The organism is Duganella levis (assembly GCF_009857605.1).
GTDB classification, from domain to species: domain Bacteria; phylum Pseudomonadota; class Gammaproteobacteria; order Burkholderiales; family Burkholderiaceae_D; genus Rugamonas; species Rugamonas levis.
Genome location: NZ_WWCT01000030.1, coordinates 19,690 through 35,067, shown reverse-complemented (window position 1 = coordinate 35,067; position 15,378 = coordinate 19,690). Strand labels below are relative to the sequence as shown.

Here is a 15,378-nt window from a genome sequence, read left to right as displayed (position 1 = left end):
TCATAAGAAAGGGCCTGCGGGCCCTTTTTTACGTCCCCAGTGCAGAGCAACTGCTCGGTTTCAAGGTTTTAATTAGTATTCGCACTCTAACGTCTTGCCTTTTTAATTGTTTTATTTATGTAGTATGCTGCTGGCCTTCCCGTACCAAAAGGCTATGGGACAAAAAAACCATTCATAAAGCGAGACTGCTATGCAACCCAAATATCTTTCCCTGATCATTGCTGCCGCCCTGAGCGCCATTTCCGTGGGCGCCAACGCGTCCGGCTACCGTTTCGGTTCGCAGAGCGTGGCCGGTCAGGGCACGGCGGACGCCAACGGCGCCGAAGCGGCCGATGCCTCGACCATCTTCTACAATCCGGCCGGCTTGAGCCGCCTGGACGGCACCCAGATCAGCGTCGGCGCCACCGTCGTCGTGCCGCACTCGACCTACAACGACAGCGGCTCGACCCACTTCACCGGCGCGCCGACCAACGGCACCCCGGCCAACGATTACGCACCGAACGCGGTCACCGCGCCATCGCTGTACATCAGCAAGAAGCTGAACGATCAATGGGCGGTGGGCATGGGCCTGTACGTGCCATACGGCGCCAAGCTGGACTACGGCAACACCTGGAGCGGCCGCTACGCGCTGTCCAACATCAAGCTGGAGTCGGTAACGCTGAATCCATCGGTGTCGTGGAAAATGAATGAACACCACGCGTTCGGCTTCGGCATCGACGCCGAATTCATGAAGGCCGAACTGGGCCAGGCGGTTGACGTGCCCGGCTCGATCGCCGCACTGTCGAGCGGCGCGGGCGCCGCGCAAGGCGCCGTGCTGATCCGTCAGATCGCTGCCCTGGGCGGCAATCCCGCGCTGCTGCGCACGGCGGGCGATGCACACGGCTCCAACGATGGCAAGGACTGGGGCTGGGGCTTCAACCTGGGCTATATGTTCACGCTGGACGAGAGCACCCGCTTCGGCCTGGCCTACCGTTCGTCGATCTCGCACCAGCTGCGTGGCAGCACCGTGTGGGATTTCTCGAAAGTGACCACCGATCCGATCGTCAACCAGGTGCTGCAGGCGGCCTCGCACAAGGCTAACTCGGCTGCGCTGGTGTCACTGCGCACGCCGGAGACGTTGTCGGCCAACGCCTTCCATCAGTTCAATTCGCAGTGGGCCGGCATGGCCGACGTCACCTTTAGCCGCCACAACCGCCTGGGCGACCTGGACATCCAGTTCCCTGGCACCACCGAAGGCGCGGAAGTGATTCGCCAGCACTGGAAAAACACCGTGCGCGTGTCGCTGGGCGCGAACTATGCGTACAACGAAAACCTGACCCTGCGCGGCGGTATCGCGCATGACCAGTCGCCGGTGCAGAACGCCGAGCTGACCCACCCAGCGCTGCCGGACAGCGACCGCATGCAGTATTCGATCGGCGCCAACTGGAAGCTGAGCCCACGTTCGTCGATCGACCTGGCGTACAGCTTCCTGGACTTCAAGGACGCCACCATCAACTACACCAACCAGTGCAACCCGCTGGCCACCACCTGCACCGGCAACGGCGAAACCACCCGTGGCGTGTATCAGACTCACCTGTCGCTGATTGGTTTGTCGTACAACTACAAGTTCTAAGCTCTGCCAGGACGAAAAAAAAAGGACCCTCGGGTCCTTTTTTTATTGCCTGGAGAATCGCAATCAGGCGGCCTTGCGGTCGCTGTCGATGGCGGGTTCGGCGTCGCTGTTGAAGACCGCGATGTCGGTTTCGCCCATCACCCGGCTGGCAACGGCGCCGGCGGTGACCGAGCCGCTGACGTTGAGCGCGGTACGGCCCATGTCGATCAGCGGTTCGATCGAAATCAGCAGGCCGGCCAGCGCCACCGGCAGGTTCATCGACGACAGCACGATCAGCGCCGCAAAGGTCGCGCCACCACCCACACCGGCCACGCCGACCGAACCAATGGTGATGATCGCCAGCAGCGGGGCGATAAAGCTGAGGGTGAACGGATCGATGCCCACGGTCGGCGCAATCATCACCGCCAGCATGGCAGGGTAGATGCCGGCACAGCCGTTCTGGCCGATGGTGGCGCCAAACGAGGCGGCGAAGTTGGCGATGCCTTCCGGCGTGCCAAGGCGCTGGCTCTGGGTCTGCACGCTTATTGGAATTGCGCCGGCGCTGCTGCGCGAGGTGAAAGCGAAGGTCAGTAGTGGCAGGATCTTCTTGGTCCAGCGCAGCGGATTCAGGCCCAGGCCGGAGACGATCAGCAGGTGCACCACAAACATCAGCAATAGCGCGCTGTACGACGCCAGCACGAAGTCGATCAGGTGCAGGATGTCGGTATAGCTGGAGGTCGAGACCACCTGCGCCATCAGCGCGAACACGCCGTACGGCGTCAGGCGCAGCACCAGCGTGACGATGCGCATGACGATGGCGTGGGCCACCTGCACAAAGCGCTCGAACGAGGCGAAGATGTCCGGCTTCTTGTCATGGATGCCGGTGGCGGCAATGCCGATGAACACCGAGAAGATCACCACCGCAATGGTGGAAGTCTTGCGGCCGCCGGTCATGTCGAGGAAGGGATTGGCCGGGATGAAGCTCAGCAGCATGCTCGGCAGCGAAATCGCCTGCGCTGTCTCGACCTTGCCTTGCAGGTAGACGCCGCGCGCGATGTCGGCCGCCGAGGCGGTCAGACCCACTGCGCTCAGGTGGAACACCTTGGCCATCAGGATGCCGATACTGGCGGCGACCAGCGTGGTGATCATCAGGGTGCCGATGGTCAGCGCACTGATCTTGCCTAGCGAGTTGATACCCTTCAGCTTGAGGATGGCGGAAATGATCGACACCATAATCAGCGGCATGATGATCATCTGCAGCAGCTTGACGTAGCCGCTGCCGACGATGTCGAGGTAGTCGCTGGTGGTTTTCAGCTCGGCCGAGCCGGCGCCGTAGATCGCTTGCAGCGCCGCACCCAGCACCACGCCCAGCCCCATGCCGGTGAACACGCGCACCGAAAAGGAACCGTGCTTGCGCTGTTGCGCATACAGCAGGCCGAGCAGGGCCAGCGCCGCCAGCAGGTTGAGGATCACATTTATCGCCATGGCTTATTCCTTACTACAATGTTTGTAACCGATCGTGCATTTTATATGTCCGCTTAAACTGTTTAGCGAATATTTGGCTATATAAGTATGCAAAATTCATCTATAGAGTGTTGTAAGTTGTTTTCTTTCAGCAATTAAATAAAACTACACGAAGATTGTAGGCGTACAATTTCCTTATCTTTTATAGAGGAGTACGGCGTATGGCTATCGCTAACATGAAAGTTGGTACCCGGCTCGGCTTGGGATTCGGGCTGGTGCTGGTGTTGCTACTAATGGTGGCCGCGCTGGGTGTGTTCAACATGAGCACGATTCATGCCAAGTTGGAACGCATCGTCAATGAAAATGCCGTCAAGACGGAGCTGGTGAACAAGATGTCGGAATCGGTGCACGTCGTTGCGCGCGTGTCGCGCTCGGTGGTGCTGCTGGCCGCGCAAACTGAAATTCGCAGCGAACTGGAAAAAGTCACCACGGCGCGCGCCAGCTACAACGCTGCGCTGGAACAGCTGGGCAAGATGCCGGGCACGCCGAAGGGCATCGCGATCCGCGAGCGCATCGTCAGCTTGCAAAAGACGGCGCGTCCGTTCAACGATCAGGTGTTTGAACTGGCCCTGGCCAACAAGGACGAAGAGGCGACGCAAATCCTGATGAAACAAGCCGGTCCCGCCACCCAGCTGTGGCAGGAGGCGATGGATGAATATGCCGCTCTGCAAAAAGCCACCAACCAGGCCGATGCGGCGGAAGCTGCCGCTGCCTACCAGCGCGCGCGCACGCTGATGCTGGTGTTGAGCGGTCTGGCGATTGTGGTGGGGGCGGTGGCAGCGATTCGCATCGCGCGCGGCTTGCTGCGCCAGCTGGGCGGCGAGCCGGATTATGCGGCGTCGATTGCCGGCCGCATCGCCGCCGGCGATTTGACGGTGGTGGTCGATACGCAGAACAATGACAACCACAGCATGCTGCATGCGATGAAGAAGATGCGCGATGCGCTGGCCGAGATCGTCGCCGAGGTGCGCGTGGGAACCGAGACGATTGCGTCGGCATCGTCGCAGATCGCCAGCGGCAACCAGGATTTGTCGGCGCGCACGGAGCAGCAGGCCAGTTCGCTGGAAGAGACGGCGTCGTCGATGGAAGAGCTGACCAGCGCGGTGCGGGCGAACAACGATAATGCGCGCCAGGCCAATCAGCTGGCGCAGTCGGCGTCGGCGGTGGCGGTGCAGGGTGGGGCGGTGGTGTCGCAGGTGGTGGATACCATGGGCGCGATCAACGATTCGTCGCGCAAGATTGTCGACATTATTGCGGTGATTGACGGGATTGCGTTCCAGACCAATATTCTGGCGCTGAATGCGGCGGTGGAAGCGGCCCGCGCCGGCGAGCAGGGCCGTGGCTTTGCGGTGGTGGCGTCGGAGGTGCGGACGCTGGCGCAGCGTTCTGCCGCAGCGGCCAAGGAGATCAAGGAGTTGATCGGCAATTCGGTGGAGAAGGTGGAGGTCGGCAGCAAGCTGGTTGAGCAGGCTGGGCAGACCATGGCGGAGGTGGTGACCAGCGTACAGCGTGTGACCGATATCATGGCCGAGATTTCTACCGCCGGCGATGAGCAGAGCGCCGGCATTGAGCAGATCAATCAGGCGGTCAGCGAGATGGATACGGTGACGCAGCAGAATGCGGCGCTGGTGGAGGAGGCTGCCGCTGCAGCCGAGGCCATGCAGCAGCAGGCGGCCAATCTGGAGCGCGTGGTAAGCGTGTTCCAGCTGGATGGCCATCAGCGCGTGGCCAAGCCAGCGCCGGTCGCCAAACCGTCCGCAGCCAAGCTGGCGATTGCCCAATCGGCCAAGCCGGCTGCGTCCCGCCCGACGCCAGCCATCAGCGCGCCAGCCAAATCGCAGAAGCGCGTGACCAGCACCGCCGGTGGTGAAGGGGATTGGGAAGAGTTCTGATCGGTTAGGCGGTCAGCCAGATGTCGAAGCTGGTCGCGCCGTCGTTGGTGGCGGCCAGGCGGTAGGCGTAGCCGTGCCGGTTCAGCACCTCGCGCACGAACAGCAAGCCGATGCCCTGGCCGCCTTTTTTGGTCGTGAAGAACGGCGTGAACAACTGCCTTGCCGGCACATCGCCCAGCAGGTTGCCGCTGTCGATCACCGATAGCCGCACACGGCCGGCATCCTGCGCCAGCACGAAGTCGATGCGCCGATGGTTGCTATTGCCATCGCCGGCGCCGGCCTCCACCGCCTCCATCGCATTCTTCACCACATTCAGCAGCGCCTGTTCCATCAAATGCCGGTCCATGGCGATGGCCGGCACCTCGTCGCAACGCTGCCAGGCGATGGTGATGCCACGGCTGCGGCACTGTTCGCGATACAGGTACAGGATATCGTCCATGATGTCGCGCACAGCCGCCGGACGCAGCTCCGGCGCCGGCATCTTGACCACCCGCGTAAAGCGCTCGATGAACTCGCCCAGGCTGGCATTGCGCCGCTGCACAGCCAGAATCGCGGTGCTGAAATCCTCGCTGTCGCGCTCGGCCAACTGGCTGCGGTAGTACAACAGCGAGTCAAGCACCGAGCCGGTGGCGGCCACGGTGTTGTTGACCTCATGCGCCAACACGCGGATCAATTTTTCGTAGGTGGCTTTTTCCGAACTTTCCAGCTCCTCGGTCAATTCCTCTACCAGCAGGAAGTGGCGCGAAAAGCCGCGATCGTAGAACTGCCCGCGCTGGCCGCGATAACGACGGCCGTCGGCATCGGTCAGCAGTTGCGAATCGCCCAGCGGTAGCGCATCAAGTTGCGCCAGCAGGCCAACGCCGGCCTCATCAACCTCCAGCGCGCAAGCGGCTAGCGTTTTACCCTTGACGTCGCCCAGCCCGCGCAAGGCGTGCGCGCTGGCGTTCAGCAGGCTAATGCGGCCGTCGAAATCGAACACGATGACGGCGCTCGGCGTCGCCTCCAGCAGCCGGTCGAGGAAGCCTTGCTGCTCGCCGATCTGCAAGCGCTCCTGATACAGCCGGCCCAGCATGGTGTTGAATAGCTGCACCAGTTCGTTCAACTCCTTGTCGCTGCTGAGCTGCAAGCGGGCGGCGTAGTGCTGGTCCTGCAGCAGATCGTGAAAGTGGCGCGTGTAGCCGAGCGGTTCCAGCGCGCGGCGCAGCAGCCACACGCCCAGCGCCAGGCTGAGCAGCACCAGCACTTCCAGCCCCAGCATCAACAGCGGCTGCTCGCGGAACAGCACCACTGTGATCGCCAAAAATAGCAGATGCGCGCCGATCAGATAGGCGTACAAGCGCCAACGCAGGCTCATGGAAGTGCTTCGCTATCCGGCACGCTGCCGAGACCGTGCCGCTCCAGCCGGCGGTACAGCGCCGTGCGGCTCAATCCCAGCGCCTTGGCCACGCGCGAGATATTGCCGTGATGCTGCTCCAGCGCATGCACGATCATGTGTCGTTCCACCTGTTCCAGCGTCATGCCATCCACGCCCAGCCGTTGCGTACCGAGTGCGCCGCCATGCTCGTGCTGCTCGGCGGCGACAAAGTCGGCCTGCCGCAACTCACTGCTGCCGACCAGCAGCAGCGTGCGCTCCAGCGTCTGCTTTAGTTGGCGGATATTGCCGGGCCACGGCTGCGCGCTGAGCCACTCCAGCGCCTGCGGCGCCAGCGTCGTGGTCGGCAGGCCATAGCTGGCGGCCACCTCGCCGATGATGTGTCGCGCCAGCAGCGCAATATCGCTGCGCCGCTCGCGCAACGGCGGCAGGCGTATGGTGATCAGGTTGAGCCGGTAGAACAAATCCTCGCGAAACTCGCCGCTGGCCACCAGTTCGGCCAGTTCGCGGTTGGTGGCCGACACGATGCGCACATCGGCCTTCTCGCTGCGGCTGGCGCCGACCGGCTGATAGGTCTGGTCTTGCAGCACGCGCAGCAGCTTGACCTGGTCCGAGCGATTCAGTTCGCCGATCTCATCGAGAAACAGCGTGCCCTCGTGCGCGCTGGCGATGTGGCCCTTGCGGTCGCTGCGGGCATCGGTAAAGGCGCCGCGCACGTGGCCGAACATTTCGCTTTCAAACAGCGTCGGCGTGATCGCCCCCATATTGATCTTGATGATGGGCTTGCTCGCGCGCGGGCTGTTGCGGTGGATGGCGTCGGCAATCAATTCCTTGCCGCAGCCGCTTTCGCCGAGGATCAGCACCGGCGCGCGGGTGTTGGCGACCTGGCCGATGGTGGTCAGCACCTTCAGCAAGCGCGGATGTTCGCCAACGATGCCGCTGAAATCGAATTGCGCATCGAGCGCCTGGCGCGAGGCGTTGCCGGCCGGGACCGGTGCGGCCGCTTCCAGCGTGGTGCGGATCAACTCGGCCAACTGGGTGTTGTCCCATGGCTTGGTGAAGAAGTTGGCGGCGCCGGCCTGCATGCCGCGCACCGCCAGCGCGATCGAGCCCCAGGCCGTCATCAGCAACACCGGCGGCGCCGGCTGCATGGCGCGGATGTCGGCCAGCAGCTGCAAGCCTTCCTCGCCGCTGGTCTGCAGCGAGAAGTTCATGTCCTGCAGCACCAGGTCCACCGACTGCTGTTCTAACAGCGCCAGCGCCTGCCTGGGGCCGTCGGCGCACAGGGCTTCGTAGCCCTGCTGCTTGAGCACCAGGGCCAGCGATACCTGTACCGCGCTGTCGTCGTCGACAATGAGAATGCGTTGCTTGCGAGTAGAGTCCATTATTTATTCATAGTGCAGCGCCTGTGTCGGACTCAGGCGCGCGGCGCGCCAGCCGGGATACAGCGAACATAGCAAGGATAGCAGATAGATCACAGCGGCCGATAGCGCCGCAGCCTTCACAAACACCGGCCAGTTGAGGCTGTCGCCGAACACGCCGGTCAGCGGCAGCTGCACCAGCAGCACCAGCGCGATCAGCATCGCGCCCGAGCTCAGCAGCAATTGCTCGGCGATGATCTGCTGATAGATGCGGCCGGCGCTGGCGCCCAGCGCGCGGCGCAGGCCGATTTCCGGAATGCGCTGGGTGGTGTTCTGCCACAGCACGCCGAACAGGCCGAAGGCCACCATCACCAGCAGGAAGGCGGCGATCACGCCCAGAATGATCAGCGGAATCATTTGAGATTTGAGCATCGACCGGCGCGCTTCGGACTGCGGCGTAATCACATAGTTCCAGTCACTGCGCACCTGCTTCAGCCTTGCGTTGAGCTTGGCCTCAAACATGCGCGGCGTGCCCGGCTTTAGCTTGAGCATGATGTTGTAGGCGGCTTCCTTGCCGACGCCCGGCACATAGCGTTGCAGCATGAAGTAGACCGGGTCCATCAATTCGCCGTGCGAGCGGAACTGCTCCACCACCGCCGCCACGCGGAAGCGCTCCGGCGTGCTCTTGTCGTGCGTTTGTTCGATATACAGCTGGCCCACGGCCTCCTTGCCGGGGAACAGCTTGTCGGCCAGGCGGCGATTGATAACGACCGGTGTGGCGGCGGCGCCGTCATCGGCCTTGGAGAACCAGTGACCGGCGGCCGCTGTCATGTCCATGGTCTCGAAATAGTCGTCGCTGACCGTGAGTCCATCGATATTGAGTTCATTGCTGCCGTCGGGCAGCGTGTATTCGCCGGTCCAGCGCGACATTTCATAGGTGCCGAATTTGGCGAACGCCACCGACTCGACCTCCGGTAGGTCGAGCAGCGCGCGCTTCAGGCTGTCGAAGACGGCCGCATCGTTGGGGATGTCGCTGGCCGTGCGGATGTTAACCGACCACTGGTTGCGCCAGTTGTGGCCGGTCGGCAGCTGGTACAGTTGGTGGTAGCGCAGGCCGAAGGCGGCGATCGCGAACACCACCAGGAAGGCCAGCAGGATCTCCAGGCTGAGCATCATGTTGCGGGACTTGCGTTTCCAGATCAGTTTTAGCAGATGGCGCAACATTATGCGGTTCCTTTCAGCGCATGGACCGGGTCCAGGCGCGACATTTTCCAGGCCGGGATCACGCCCGACAGCACGCCGAACACCAGCGTAATCAGCAGGCCGTAACCGAACACGGCAAAGTTCAGGTGGACTGTGAGGTAGGGAATCAGGCCCGAGCCCTCCAGCCACCACAGCACGCCTGCCGCGCACAGCAGGCCGATGGCGCCGCCGATCAGGCACAGCAGCACATTTTCCAGCACCAGCTGCGCCACCAGCTGGCGGCTGGTGGCGCCGAACGCCTTGCGCACGCCAATCTCGCTGCTGCGCTCCATGATGCGGCCGACGTTCAGGTTGATCAGGTTCAGCGCGGGCAGCGCCATGAACAGCAGCATCAGCACAATGACTCCGCCGATCAGCTTGCTGGTGCCGCCGTCTTCGTCCTCGCTGCTCAACAGCATCCGTGAGAACAGTTGCAGCTTGGAGTCGCCCCAGAATTTGGTGACGTTGAAAGCGTTCGGATCATCGTACTGCACGGTCTTGGCGACCGCCATGATCTCTTTCTTCAGCGCCGGCAGGTCGTCCGGCGAGCGCGCCATCATCAGTGCGCCGTACTGGCCGAACAGGCTGTTCTTGTAATCACTGGATGGCTGGGCGCTGACCGGGGTCCAGATGTCGGCGTAGGCATTCATGTGCATTTCGTCGCGCACCACGCCGATGACGGTGAAGATCTGGCCGTTGGCGCTAAATTTCTGATCCAGGTAGGTCTGGCCTGGGAACAGCTTGCGCGCGGTCGATTCATTCAGCACTGCGACCATGCGGCCCTGTGCCACATCGTCGGCATTGATGACGCGGCCTTGCAGCACCGTGAAGTCGAGGATCTTCCAGTATTCGGCATCGGTCAGGCGCATGTCCAGGCTGCTGATCCGGCCGTCCTGGTAGACCGACACGCTGCTGGGAATGCTGCTTGTCACCGACACCAGTTCGGCATTTTTCAGCGGCTTCAGGTATTTGTCGACCAGCTTGTAGCCGAGTGTGCCGCGACGGGTGCCGCCCTTGCCGGTATGCGACGATTGCATCATGACCATTTGCACGAAGCGGTCGCTCTTGCCTTCTACACCGGTCGGATAGAAGGTGTTTTGCAGCAGGGCGGTGGCCACCAGCAGCACCATCAGCGTCAGCACGATGCATAGCAGGTTGATGGCGGTGAACAGCTTGCGGCGCATGAAGACTTTCCATGCGGTCAGCAGATAATTTCTGAACATGTGCGCTCCCTCGGCCTAGGCGACCAGCTGGCCGTCGAACACGCGCACGATGCGCGAGGCCATTTTCGCCTCCTGCTCGTTGTGGGTGACCATGACGATGGTGGTGCCTTCGCTGTGCAGCTTGAGCAGGATGTCCATCACTTCCTGGCCCATCTTGCTGTCCAGGTTGCCGGTCGGCTCGTCGGCCAGCAGGACCTGCGGCTGGCCGACAATCGCGCGCGCGATCGCCACGCGCTGCTGCTGGCCGCCGGACAACTGGTTCGGGTAGTGGTCCATGCGGGCGCCTAGGCCGACTTTTTCCAGCGCCTCGCGCGCCAGCCGCTGGCGCTTCTTGGCCGACATGGTGCGGTACAGCAGCGGCAGTTCGACGTTGTCGATCACGCGCAGGTCGTTAATCAGGTGGAAGCTCTGGAAGATGAAGCCGAAGGTGTTGTTGCGCAGCTTGGCCACATACTTGTCCTTGTACGAGGCCACTGGCGTGCCGGCGACTTCGATGGCGCCGCTGCCCGGCTTGTCGAGCAGGCCGATCAGGTTGAGCAGCGTGCTCTTGCCGCAGCCGCTCGGCCCCATGATGCTGACGAATTCGGCTTTGCCGACGTGCAGGTCGATGTCTTTCAGCGCCAGCGTTTCGACTTTGTCGGTCTGGTAGGTTTTGCTGACTTTGTTCAGGCGTATCATGTTTTCCCTCTTTTTTATTGGGCTACGCGGACGCTGTCGCGGTCCTTGTAGCGGCTGGTGTCTGAAGTGATGAGATGGTCTCCGGCGCGCACGCCGGACAGGATTTCCACGGCCTTGCCATCGCTGGCGCCGATGTTGAGTGTGGTCTTGCGGGCGACGCCGTCGCGCACCACGAAAATATCTTGCGGGCCGCGACCGTTGAAGGCCGGGCCATTGTCGGCAAGCAGCGCGTTCTGCTTCTGCTCGGTGACGATGTTGACTTCCACCCGCAGCTTGTTGCGCAGCATGGCGTGGTGCGGCTCGGCCAGCGTGACCAGCAGCTTGACGGTGCCGTTCTGGATTTCCGGCAGCACCGTCTGCACCTCGCCGTTGAGCTTGACGTTGCCTTGTTCCACCAGCACCTTCTGGCCGGCGTTGAGCGCCCGCGCGTGGAAGTCGGACAGCGAGGCTTCGACTTTGTAGTTATTGAGCTCCGAGACCTTGGCGACCAGCTGGCCGGTGGCGACGCTGGCGCCTTCATCGGCCAGCAGCCAGGTCAGCATGCCGGCGAACGGCGCGCGCACCTGGGTTTGCGCCAGCAGTTGCTGCTGTTCCTGCATCTGCTTTTGCAGGATGTTTTTTTGCAGGCGCGCGCCTTCGATATTGCTGTTGGTGACCAGCTTGTTATCGGCCAGTTGTTCGTGGGTCTGGCGCAGCTGGATCTCGTTGCGCTTGACGTTGAGTTCGGCGGTCAGCAGGTCTTCGGCGGAAGCACCGCCGGCCTTGCGCAGCGTCTGGTAGCGGACCAGGCGGACGCGGGTGGCTTCCAGGTCGAGTTGCAGCAGCTCGATGGCGCTGGTCAGCTGCTTGCGTTTTTGCTCCATCTCCAGCGTCAGCGCGACGATGCGGTTTTCCTGTTGCGCCAGCTGCTCCTTGAGCGCGTCGATGGCGAGCAGCAGGGTGCGGTTGTCCAGTTCCAGCAGCAGCTCGCCGGCCTGCACTTGCTGGCCCAGCTTTGCGTGGACCTTGGCGACGCGGGTCTGGATCGGGCTCGACACCAGTTCCTCGTGTACCGGGATCACGATGCCGGAGGCGTTGATGGTGTTGGCGATGCTGCCGACGCGCACGGTGGCGATGCTGACGTCGCCGGCATCGACGCTGGGGCTGACGGCGCGATTGATGGCCCAGGCCGTGAGGCTGAGCGTGGCCAGCACAGCGGCGGTCGCCAGCACGGTGTTGCGCTTGCGGCGGGAGAGGGTGGCGGTGGTGATGAGGGTATCCATGCCTCTTCTATTGCAAGCCCCGTGCCATACCTTTGATAAAAAGACAAACCCAGGTAAATCAAGGCTCTAAGCTGATCCGGCCACCCAGCGCCACGCGCCACGTTGCCCGTCTCCGCCCACACCCGTCCGGAAACGGACACCCTTGAGAAAGGAGAATTTATGAATACGCTTCAATTCATCGCCTGGATCTTCGTCCACATCGCCATCCCCATCTTCGCACCGATTGCTCTGCTACCGTTGCTGGGCATTGGGCGAACCTATCGAGAGCAGGCGCGGGGCCTGGTCTACAGTGTAGTAAAAGATGGCCAGTTGTTTTGGCCTGTGATCGCCATGTCGGCGGGAGCCACTTATGAGCTGGCTGGCTATCTGGAAAACGCCAGCGGGTGGCCGCGCGTTATCGCATGGACGGCTTTAGTTTTTCATGTGGTTCTCATCATCTATTCTGCGGTGCTGGTCATGCTCGGAGCCATTGATTCACTGGATCGCAGTGATAACAAGCCCGCCTCCGGGGCCTTGCGGATAGTGCTAGTATCAATAGTCTTCACGGTGCTATCGGCTTTGACCTTCGCCATTTTCCATTTCGTGATCACAGGGAGATAAATATGGGAAACCTAATTGACTCTTTTGTTCGCTATGCCTCTACGCCGCTTGGTCGCGATAAGCTAATCAAATTTATGGTATCTACCTCGCTAGCGGGAGGCGGTATCGTTCTCGTCACCACGTTGAGTATCATCCTTTTTCGCTAAGGGATGTGCTGGCTGCAGCCGAAGCGATGTGGGGATTTACCAACAATTGATCTATGCCAATGTGTTAGGGTGGACCCCACGCGCTTCGCTCGTGGAGGAGACATGCATATCAAGATGCTTGCTACGTTGCTGCTGGTATTCCCGCTGTTGGCCCAGGCCGATGAGAAAGACCAGATCGTCACCGACCGGCCGGATTTCGTGGAGTCCAGTAACGTCGTCGGCGCTGGCCGCTTCCAGATCGAAACCAGTTTCGCGCTGGACCGCAACAAGGCCAACGGCATCAAGGAACGCACCTATTCCACGCCAACCCTGCTGCGCTTCGGCCTCAGCGATACGGTGGAAGCGCGCATCGAAACCGATGGCCGCATGCGCGTCGTTACCGACGACCTCAACACCGGCCAACGCGCCACCGAAAACGGTTATGCCGACGTTTCGCTCGGCGTCAAATGGCATGTGGCCGATGCGCAAGGCTCACTGCCGTCGATGGGCGTGCTGGCCCACGTCGACCTCGACAGCGGCTCCAGCGCCTTCCGCGCCACCGGCAAAGGCGGCTCGCTGCGCCTGGCGGCCGAATGGGAACTGCCGGAGGACTTCAGCCTCGGCGTCATGCCCGGCATCGCCTGGCAGCATGACGATAATGGCGCGCGCTACAGCAGCGGCATTTTCGGCATCGTGCTGGGCAGGGAGTGGAACGAGCGCTTCCGCAGCTTCATCGAATACTCGGCGCCACAGATCGCCAAGGGCCGCCACGGCGGTAGCGTCACCACCTTCGACATTGGCGCTGCCTATCTGCTGACCGACACGGTGCAAGTGGATACCGCGCTATCTCGCGGCCTCAACAAGAACACGCCGGACTGGAGCTGGACGGTTGGACTGTCCATCAAATTCTAAACAGGAGAGCTCATGCGATTGACCATCAAGCAGCGCTTGTTGTTGATGAACCTGGCGACGCTGGTGTTCGTCAGTCTGGTAGGACTAGTAGGCTATTACGCGGTGTACGTGCTGGACGGCTCGATGGACGCCATCAGCACCAATAGTTCGGCGATGAAGGATCAACTCCAGGCCGATCAGGCGCACGACGCGCTGCGCGCCGACGTGCTGGCCGCCCGGCTGGCGTCCGGCAAGAACGATCCGGCCGAAATCAAGGAAGTGCGCCAGGATACGGCCGAACACATCGCGCTGTTCCGTAAGCTGATCAAGGACATGGACGGCGCCAGCACCGATGCCGACGTCCACCGCGCCATGGAACAGGTGCGGCCGGATGTGGAGCGTTACCTGAAAAGCGCCGAGGAGATGGTCGAGCTGTCGCTGACCGATCCGCCGGCAGCGCAAACCAAATTCCCCGCGTTTATGGACAGCTTCCGCGTGCTGGAGAAAAGCATGGCCGCGCTGAGTGACTTGATCGAGAAAAATTCGGAGGCCACCAAGGCGGTCGGCGATGAAGCGGTGGTCAAGTCGCGCATCCATATCATCGGCTTCGGCTTGCTGGCGGTGGTGGTGTCGCTGGTGGTGGGGCAGATGATTTCGCGCTCGATCCTGACGCCGCTGGGCGAGGCGGTGGACTTTGCCGCGCGCGTGGCCAAAGGCGATTTGTCATCGCAGATTGACGTGTCCGAGCAGGATATTACGGAAACCGGCCAGCTCAAGCGCGCCTTGCGGGAGATGAACGGCAGCCTGCACGGCATCGTCAGCCAGGTGCGCGGCGGCACCGATGCGATTGCATTGGCCTCCGGCGAGATTGCGGCCGGCAATATGGATCTGTCGGCGCGTACCGAGTCGCAAGCCAGTTCGCTGGAAGAGACCGCGTCATCGATGGAGGAGATGACGTCGGCGGTGCGGCAGAATTCCAATAATGCGGGCGAGGCCAACACGCTGGCCTCGTCGGCGGCCGACGTTGCCGTGCGCGGCGGCGCGGTGATGGCGCAGGTGGTAGCCACCATGGGCAGCATCAACGCCTCATCACAGAAAATCGTCGATATCATCGCGGTGATCGAGGGCATTGCGTTCCAGACCAACATTCTGGCCCTGAATGCGGCGGTCGAAGCGGCGCGCGCCGGCGAGCAGGGACGAGGATTTGCCGTGGTGGCGTCGGAAGTGCGCAGCCTGGCGCATCGCTCGGACGCGGCGGCCAAGGAAGTGCGGCAATTGATCGAAGCATCGGCGGCGCAGGTGGACGAGGGCAGCGCGCTGGTCGGGCAGGCCGGCGGGACGATGGAAGAAATCGTCTCCAGCATCCAGCGGGTAACCACGATTGTTGGCGAAATCGCCACTGCCAGCCGCGAGCAGGAGATGGGCATCGACCAGGTCAACCAGGCCATCGGCACCATCGACAGCGCCACGCAGCAGAATGCCGCGCTGGTCGAACAAGCCGCCGCAGCCGCTGGCGCGCTGCAAGAGCAAGCCGGCCGTCTGGCCGACGCCGTCAAAGTCTTCCGTTTAGCTGGTTAAAAAAACAAGGTAAGCTTGGCATTTTGCTTACCTTGGTGG

General features: G+C 62.1%; 12 protein-coding genes. 5 read left to right on the top strand and 7 right to left on the bottom strand.

What is annotated here, in order from left to right; genetic code table 11:
• Positions 1 to 190: 190 nt before the first annotated feature.
• Positions 191 to 1,612 carry an OmpP1/FadL family transporter gene (locus GTP69_RS27020; RefSeq protein WP_161057785.1) on the top strand — a complete coding sequence of 474 codons (1,422 nt, stop codon included), beginning with the start codon at positions 191 to 193 and terminating at the stop codon, positions 1,610 to 1,612.
• A gap of 63 nt (positions 1,613 to 1,675) precedes the next feature.
• Here GTP69_RS27020 and GTP69_RS27015 read toward each other — a convergent pair whose 3' ends face one another.
• Positions 1,676 to 3,076 carry an L-cystine transporter gene (locus GTP69_RS27015; protein ID WP_161057784.1) on the bottom strand — a complete coding sequence of 467 codons (1,401 nt, stop codon included), beginning with the start codon at positions 3,074 to 3,076 and terminating at the stop codon, positions 1,676 to 1,678.
• A 200-nt stretch (positions 3,077 to 3,276) separates the two neighbouring features.
• Here GTP69_RS27015 and GTP69_RS27010 point away from each other — a divergent pair, with 200 nt between their 5' ends.
• Positions 3,277 to 5,007: a methyl-accepting chemotaxis protein gene (locus GTP69_RS27010; RefSeq protein ID WP_229261167.1), complete on the top strand. Its 1,731-nt coding sequence runs from the start codon at positions 3,277 to 3,279 to the stop codon at positions 5,005 to 5,007.
• Positions 5,008 to 5,011: 4 nt separating this feature from the next.
• Here the strand turns inward: GTP69_RS27010 and GTP69_RS27005 are convergent, their stop codons facing one another.
• Genes GTP69_RS27005 through GTP69_RS26980 form a run of 6 tightly spaced genes read right to left on the bottom strand, consistent with a single transcriptional unit; the run spans position 5,012 to position 12,145 of the window.
• Positions 5,012 to 6,361: a sensor histidine kinase gene (locus GTP69_RS27005; RefSeq protein ID WP_161057783.1), complete on the bottom strand. Its 1,350-nt coding sequence runs from the start codon at positions 6,359 to 6,361 to the stop codon at positions 5,012 to 5,014.
• Positions 6,358 to 7,764 carry a sigma-54-dependent transcriptional regulator gene (locus GTP69_RS27000; RefSeq protein ID WP_161057782.1) on the bottom strand — a complete coding sequence of 469 codons (1,407 nt, stop codon included), beginning with the start codon at positions 7,762 to 7,764 and terminating at the stop codon, positions 6,358 to 6,360. Before GTP69_RS27000 ends, GTP69_RS27005 begins: the two co-directional genes overlap by 4 nt.
• A gap of 3 nt (positions 7,765 to 7,767) precedes the next feature.
• On the bottom strand, positions 7,768 to 8,964 hold the full coding sequence (locus GTP69_RS26995; protein ID WP_161057781.1) for an ABC transporter permease: 1,197 nt from the start codon (positions 8,962 to 8,964) through the stop codon (positions 7,768 to 7,770).
• Complete coding sequence (locus tag GTP69_RS26990) at positions 8,964 to 10,205, bottom strand: ABC transporter permease (RefSeq protein ID WP_161057780.1); 1,242 nt, start codon at positions 10,203 to 10,205, stop codon at positions 8,964 to 8,966. Before GTP69_RS26990 ends, GTP69_RS26995 begins: the two co-directional genes overlap by 1 nt.
• Before the next feature lie 15 nt (positions 10,206 to 10,220).
• Positions 10,221 to 10,883, bottom strand: a complete 663-nt coding sequence (locus GTP69_RS26985) for an ABC transporter ATP-binding protein (protein ID WP_161057779.1) — start codon at positions 10,881 to 10,883, stop codon at positions 10,221 to 10,223.
• Between the two features lie 14 nt (positions 10,884 to 10,897).
• The gene (locus GTP69_RS26980) at positions 10,898 to 12,145 is read right to left on the bottom strand and encodes an efflux RND transporter periplasmic adaptor subunit (protein WP_161057778.1); all 1,248 of its coding nucleotides are present in this window, start codon (positions 12,143 to 12,145) and stop codon (positions 10,898 to 10,900) included.
• Between the two features lie 159 nt (positions 12,146 to 12,304).
• On the opposite strand from GTP69_RS26980, the gene GTP69_RS26975 reads away from it, so the two are divergent.
• From GTP69_RS26975 to GTP69_RS26965, 3 genes are all read left to right on the top strand, one after another.
• Positions 12,305 to 12,745, top strand: a complete 441-nt coding sequence (locus GTP69_RS26975) for a hypothetical protein (RefSeq protein ID WP_161057777.1) — start codon at positions 12,305 to 12,307, stop codon at positions 12,743 to 12,745.
• A 248-nt stretch (positions 12,746 to 12,993) separates the two neighbouring features.
• A complete protein-coding gene (locus GTP69_RS26970; protein WP_161057776.1) occupies positions 12,994 to 13,782 on the top strand; it encodes a transporter in 789 nt (262 codons plus the stop codon).
• A gap of 12 nt (positions 13,783 to 13,794) precedes the next feature.
• Entirely contained in the window at positions 13,795 to 15,339 is a 1,545-nt protein-coding gene (locus GTP69_RS26965; protein WP_161057775.1) for a methyl-accepting chemotaxis protein, read from the top strand.
• Positions 15,340 to 15,378: the final 39 nt, after the last annotated feature.

Bases quoted from the DNA above. Each gene is read 5' to 3' on its own strand.
- GTP69_RS27020 (WP_161057785.1), top strand. From the start codon at position 191: ATGCAACCCAAATATCTTTCCCTGATCATTGCTGCCGCCCTGAGCGCC.
- GTP69_RS27015 (WP_161057784.1), bottom strand. From the start codon at position 3,076: ATGGCGATAAATGTGATCCTCAACCTGCTGGCGGCGCTGGCCCTGCTC.
- GTP69_RS27010 (WP_229261167.1), top strand. From the start codon at position 3,277: ATGGCTATCGCTAACATGAAAGTTGGTACCCGGCTCGGCTTGGGATTC.
- GTP69_RS27005 (WP_161057783.1), bottom strand. From the start codon at position 6,361: ATGAGCCTGCGTTGGCGCTTGTACGCCTATCTGATCGGCGCGCATCTG.
- GTP69_RS27000 (WP_161057782.1), bottom strand. From the start codon at position 7,764: ATGGACTCTACTCGCAAGCAACGCATTCTCATTGTCGACGACGACAGC.
- GTP69_RS26995 (WP_161057781.1), bottom strand. From the start codon at position 8,964: ATGTTGCGCCATCTGCTAAAACTGATCTGGAAACGCAAGTCCCGCAAC.
- GTP69_RS26990 (WP_161057780.1), bottom strand. From the start codon at position 10,205: ATGTTCAGAAATTATCTGCTGACCGCATGGAAAGTCTTCATGCGCCGC.
- GTP69_RS26985 (WP_161057779.1), bottom strand. From the start codon at position 10,883: ATGATACGCCTGAACAAAGTCAGCAAAACCTACCAGACCGACAAAGTC.
- GTP69_RS26980 (WP_161057778.1), bottom strand. From the start codon at position 12,145: ATGGATACCCTCATCACCACCGCCACCCTCTCCCGCCGCAAGCGCAAC.
- GTP69_RS26975 (WP_161057777.1), top strand. From the start codon at position 12,305: ATGAATACGCTTCAATTCATCGCCTGGATCTTCGTCCACATCGCCATC.
- GTP69_RS26970 (WP_161057776.1), top strand. From the start codon at position 12,994: ATGCATATCAAGATGCTTGCTACGTTGCTGCTGGTATTCCCGCTGTTG.
- GTP69_RS26965 (WP_161057775.1), top strand. From the start codon at position 13,795: ATGCGATTGACCATCAAGCAGCGCTTGTTGTTGATGAACCTGGCGACG.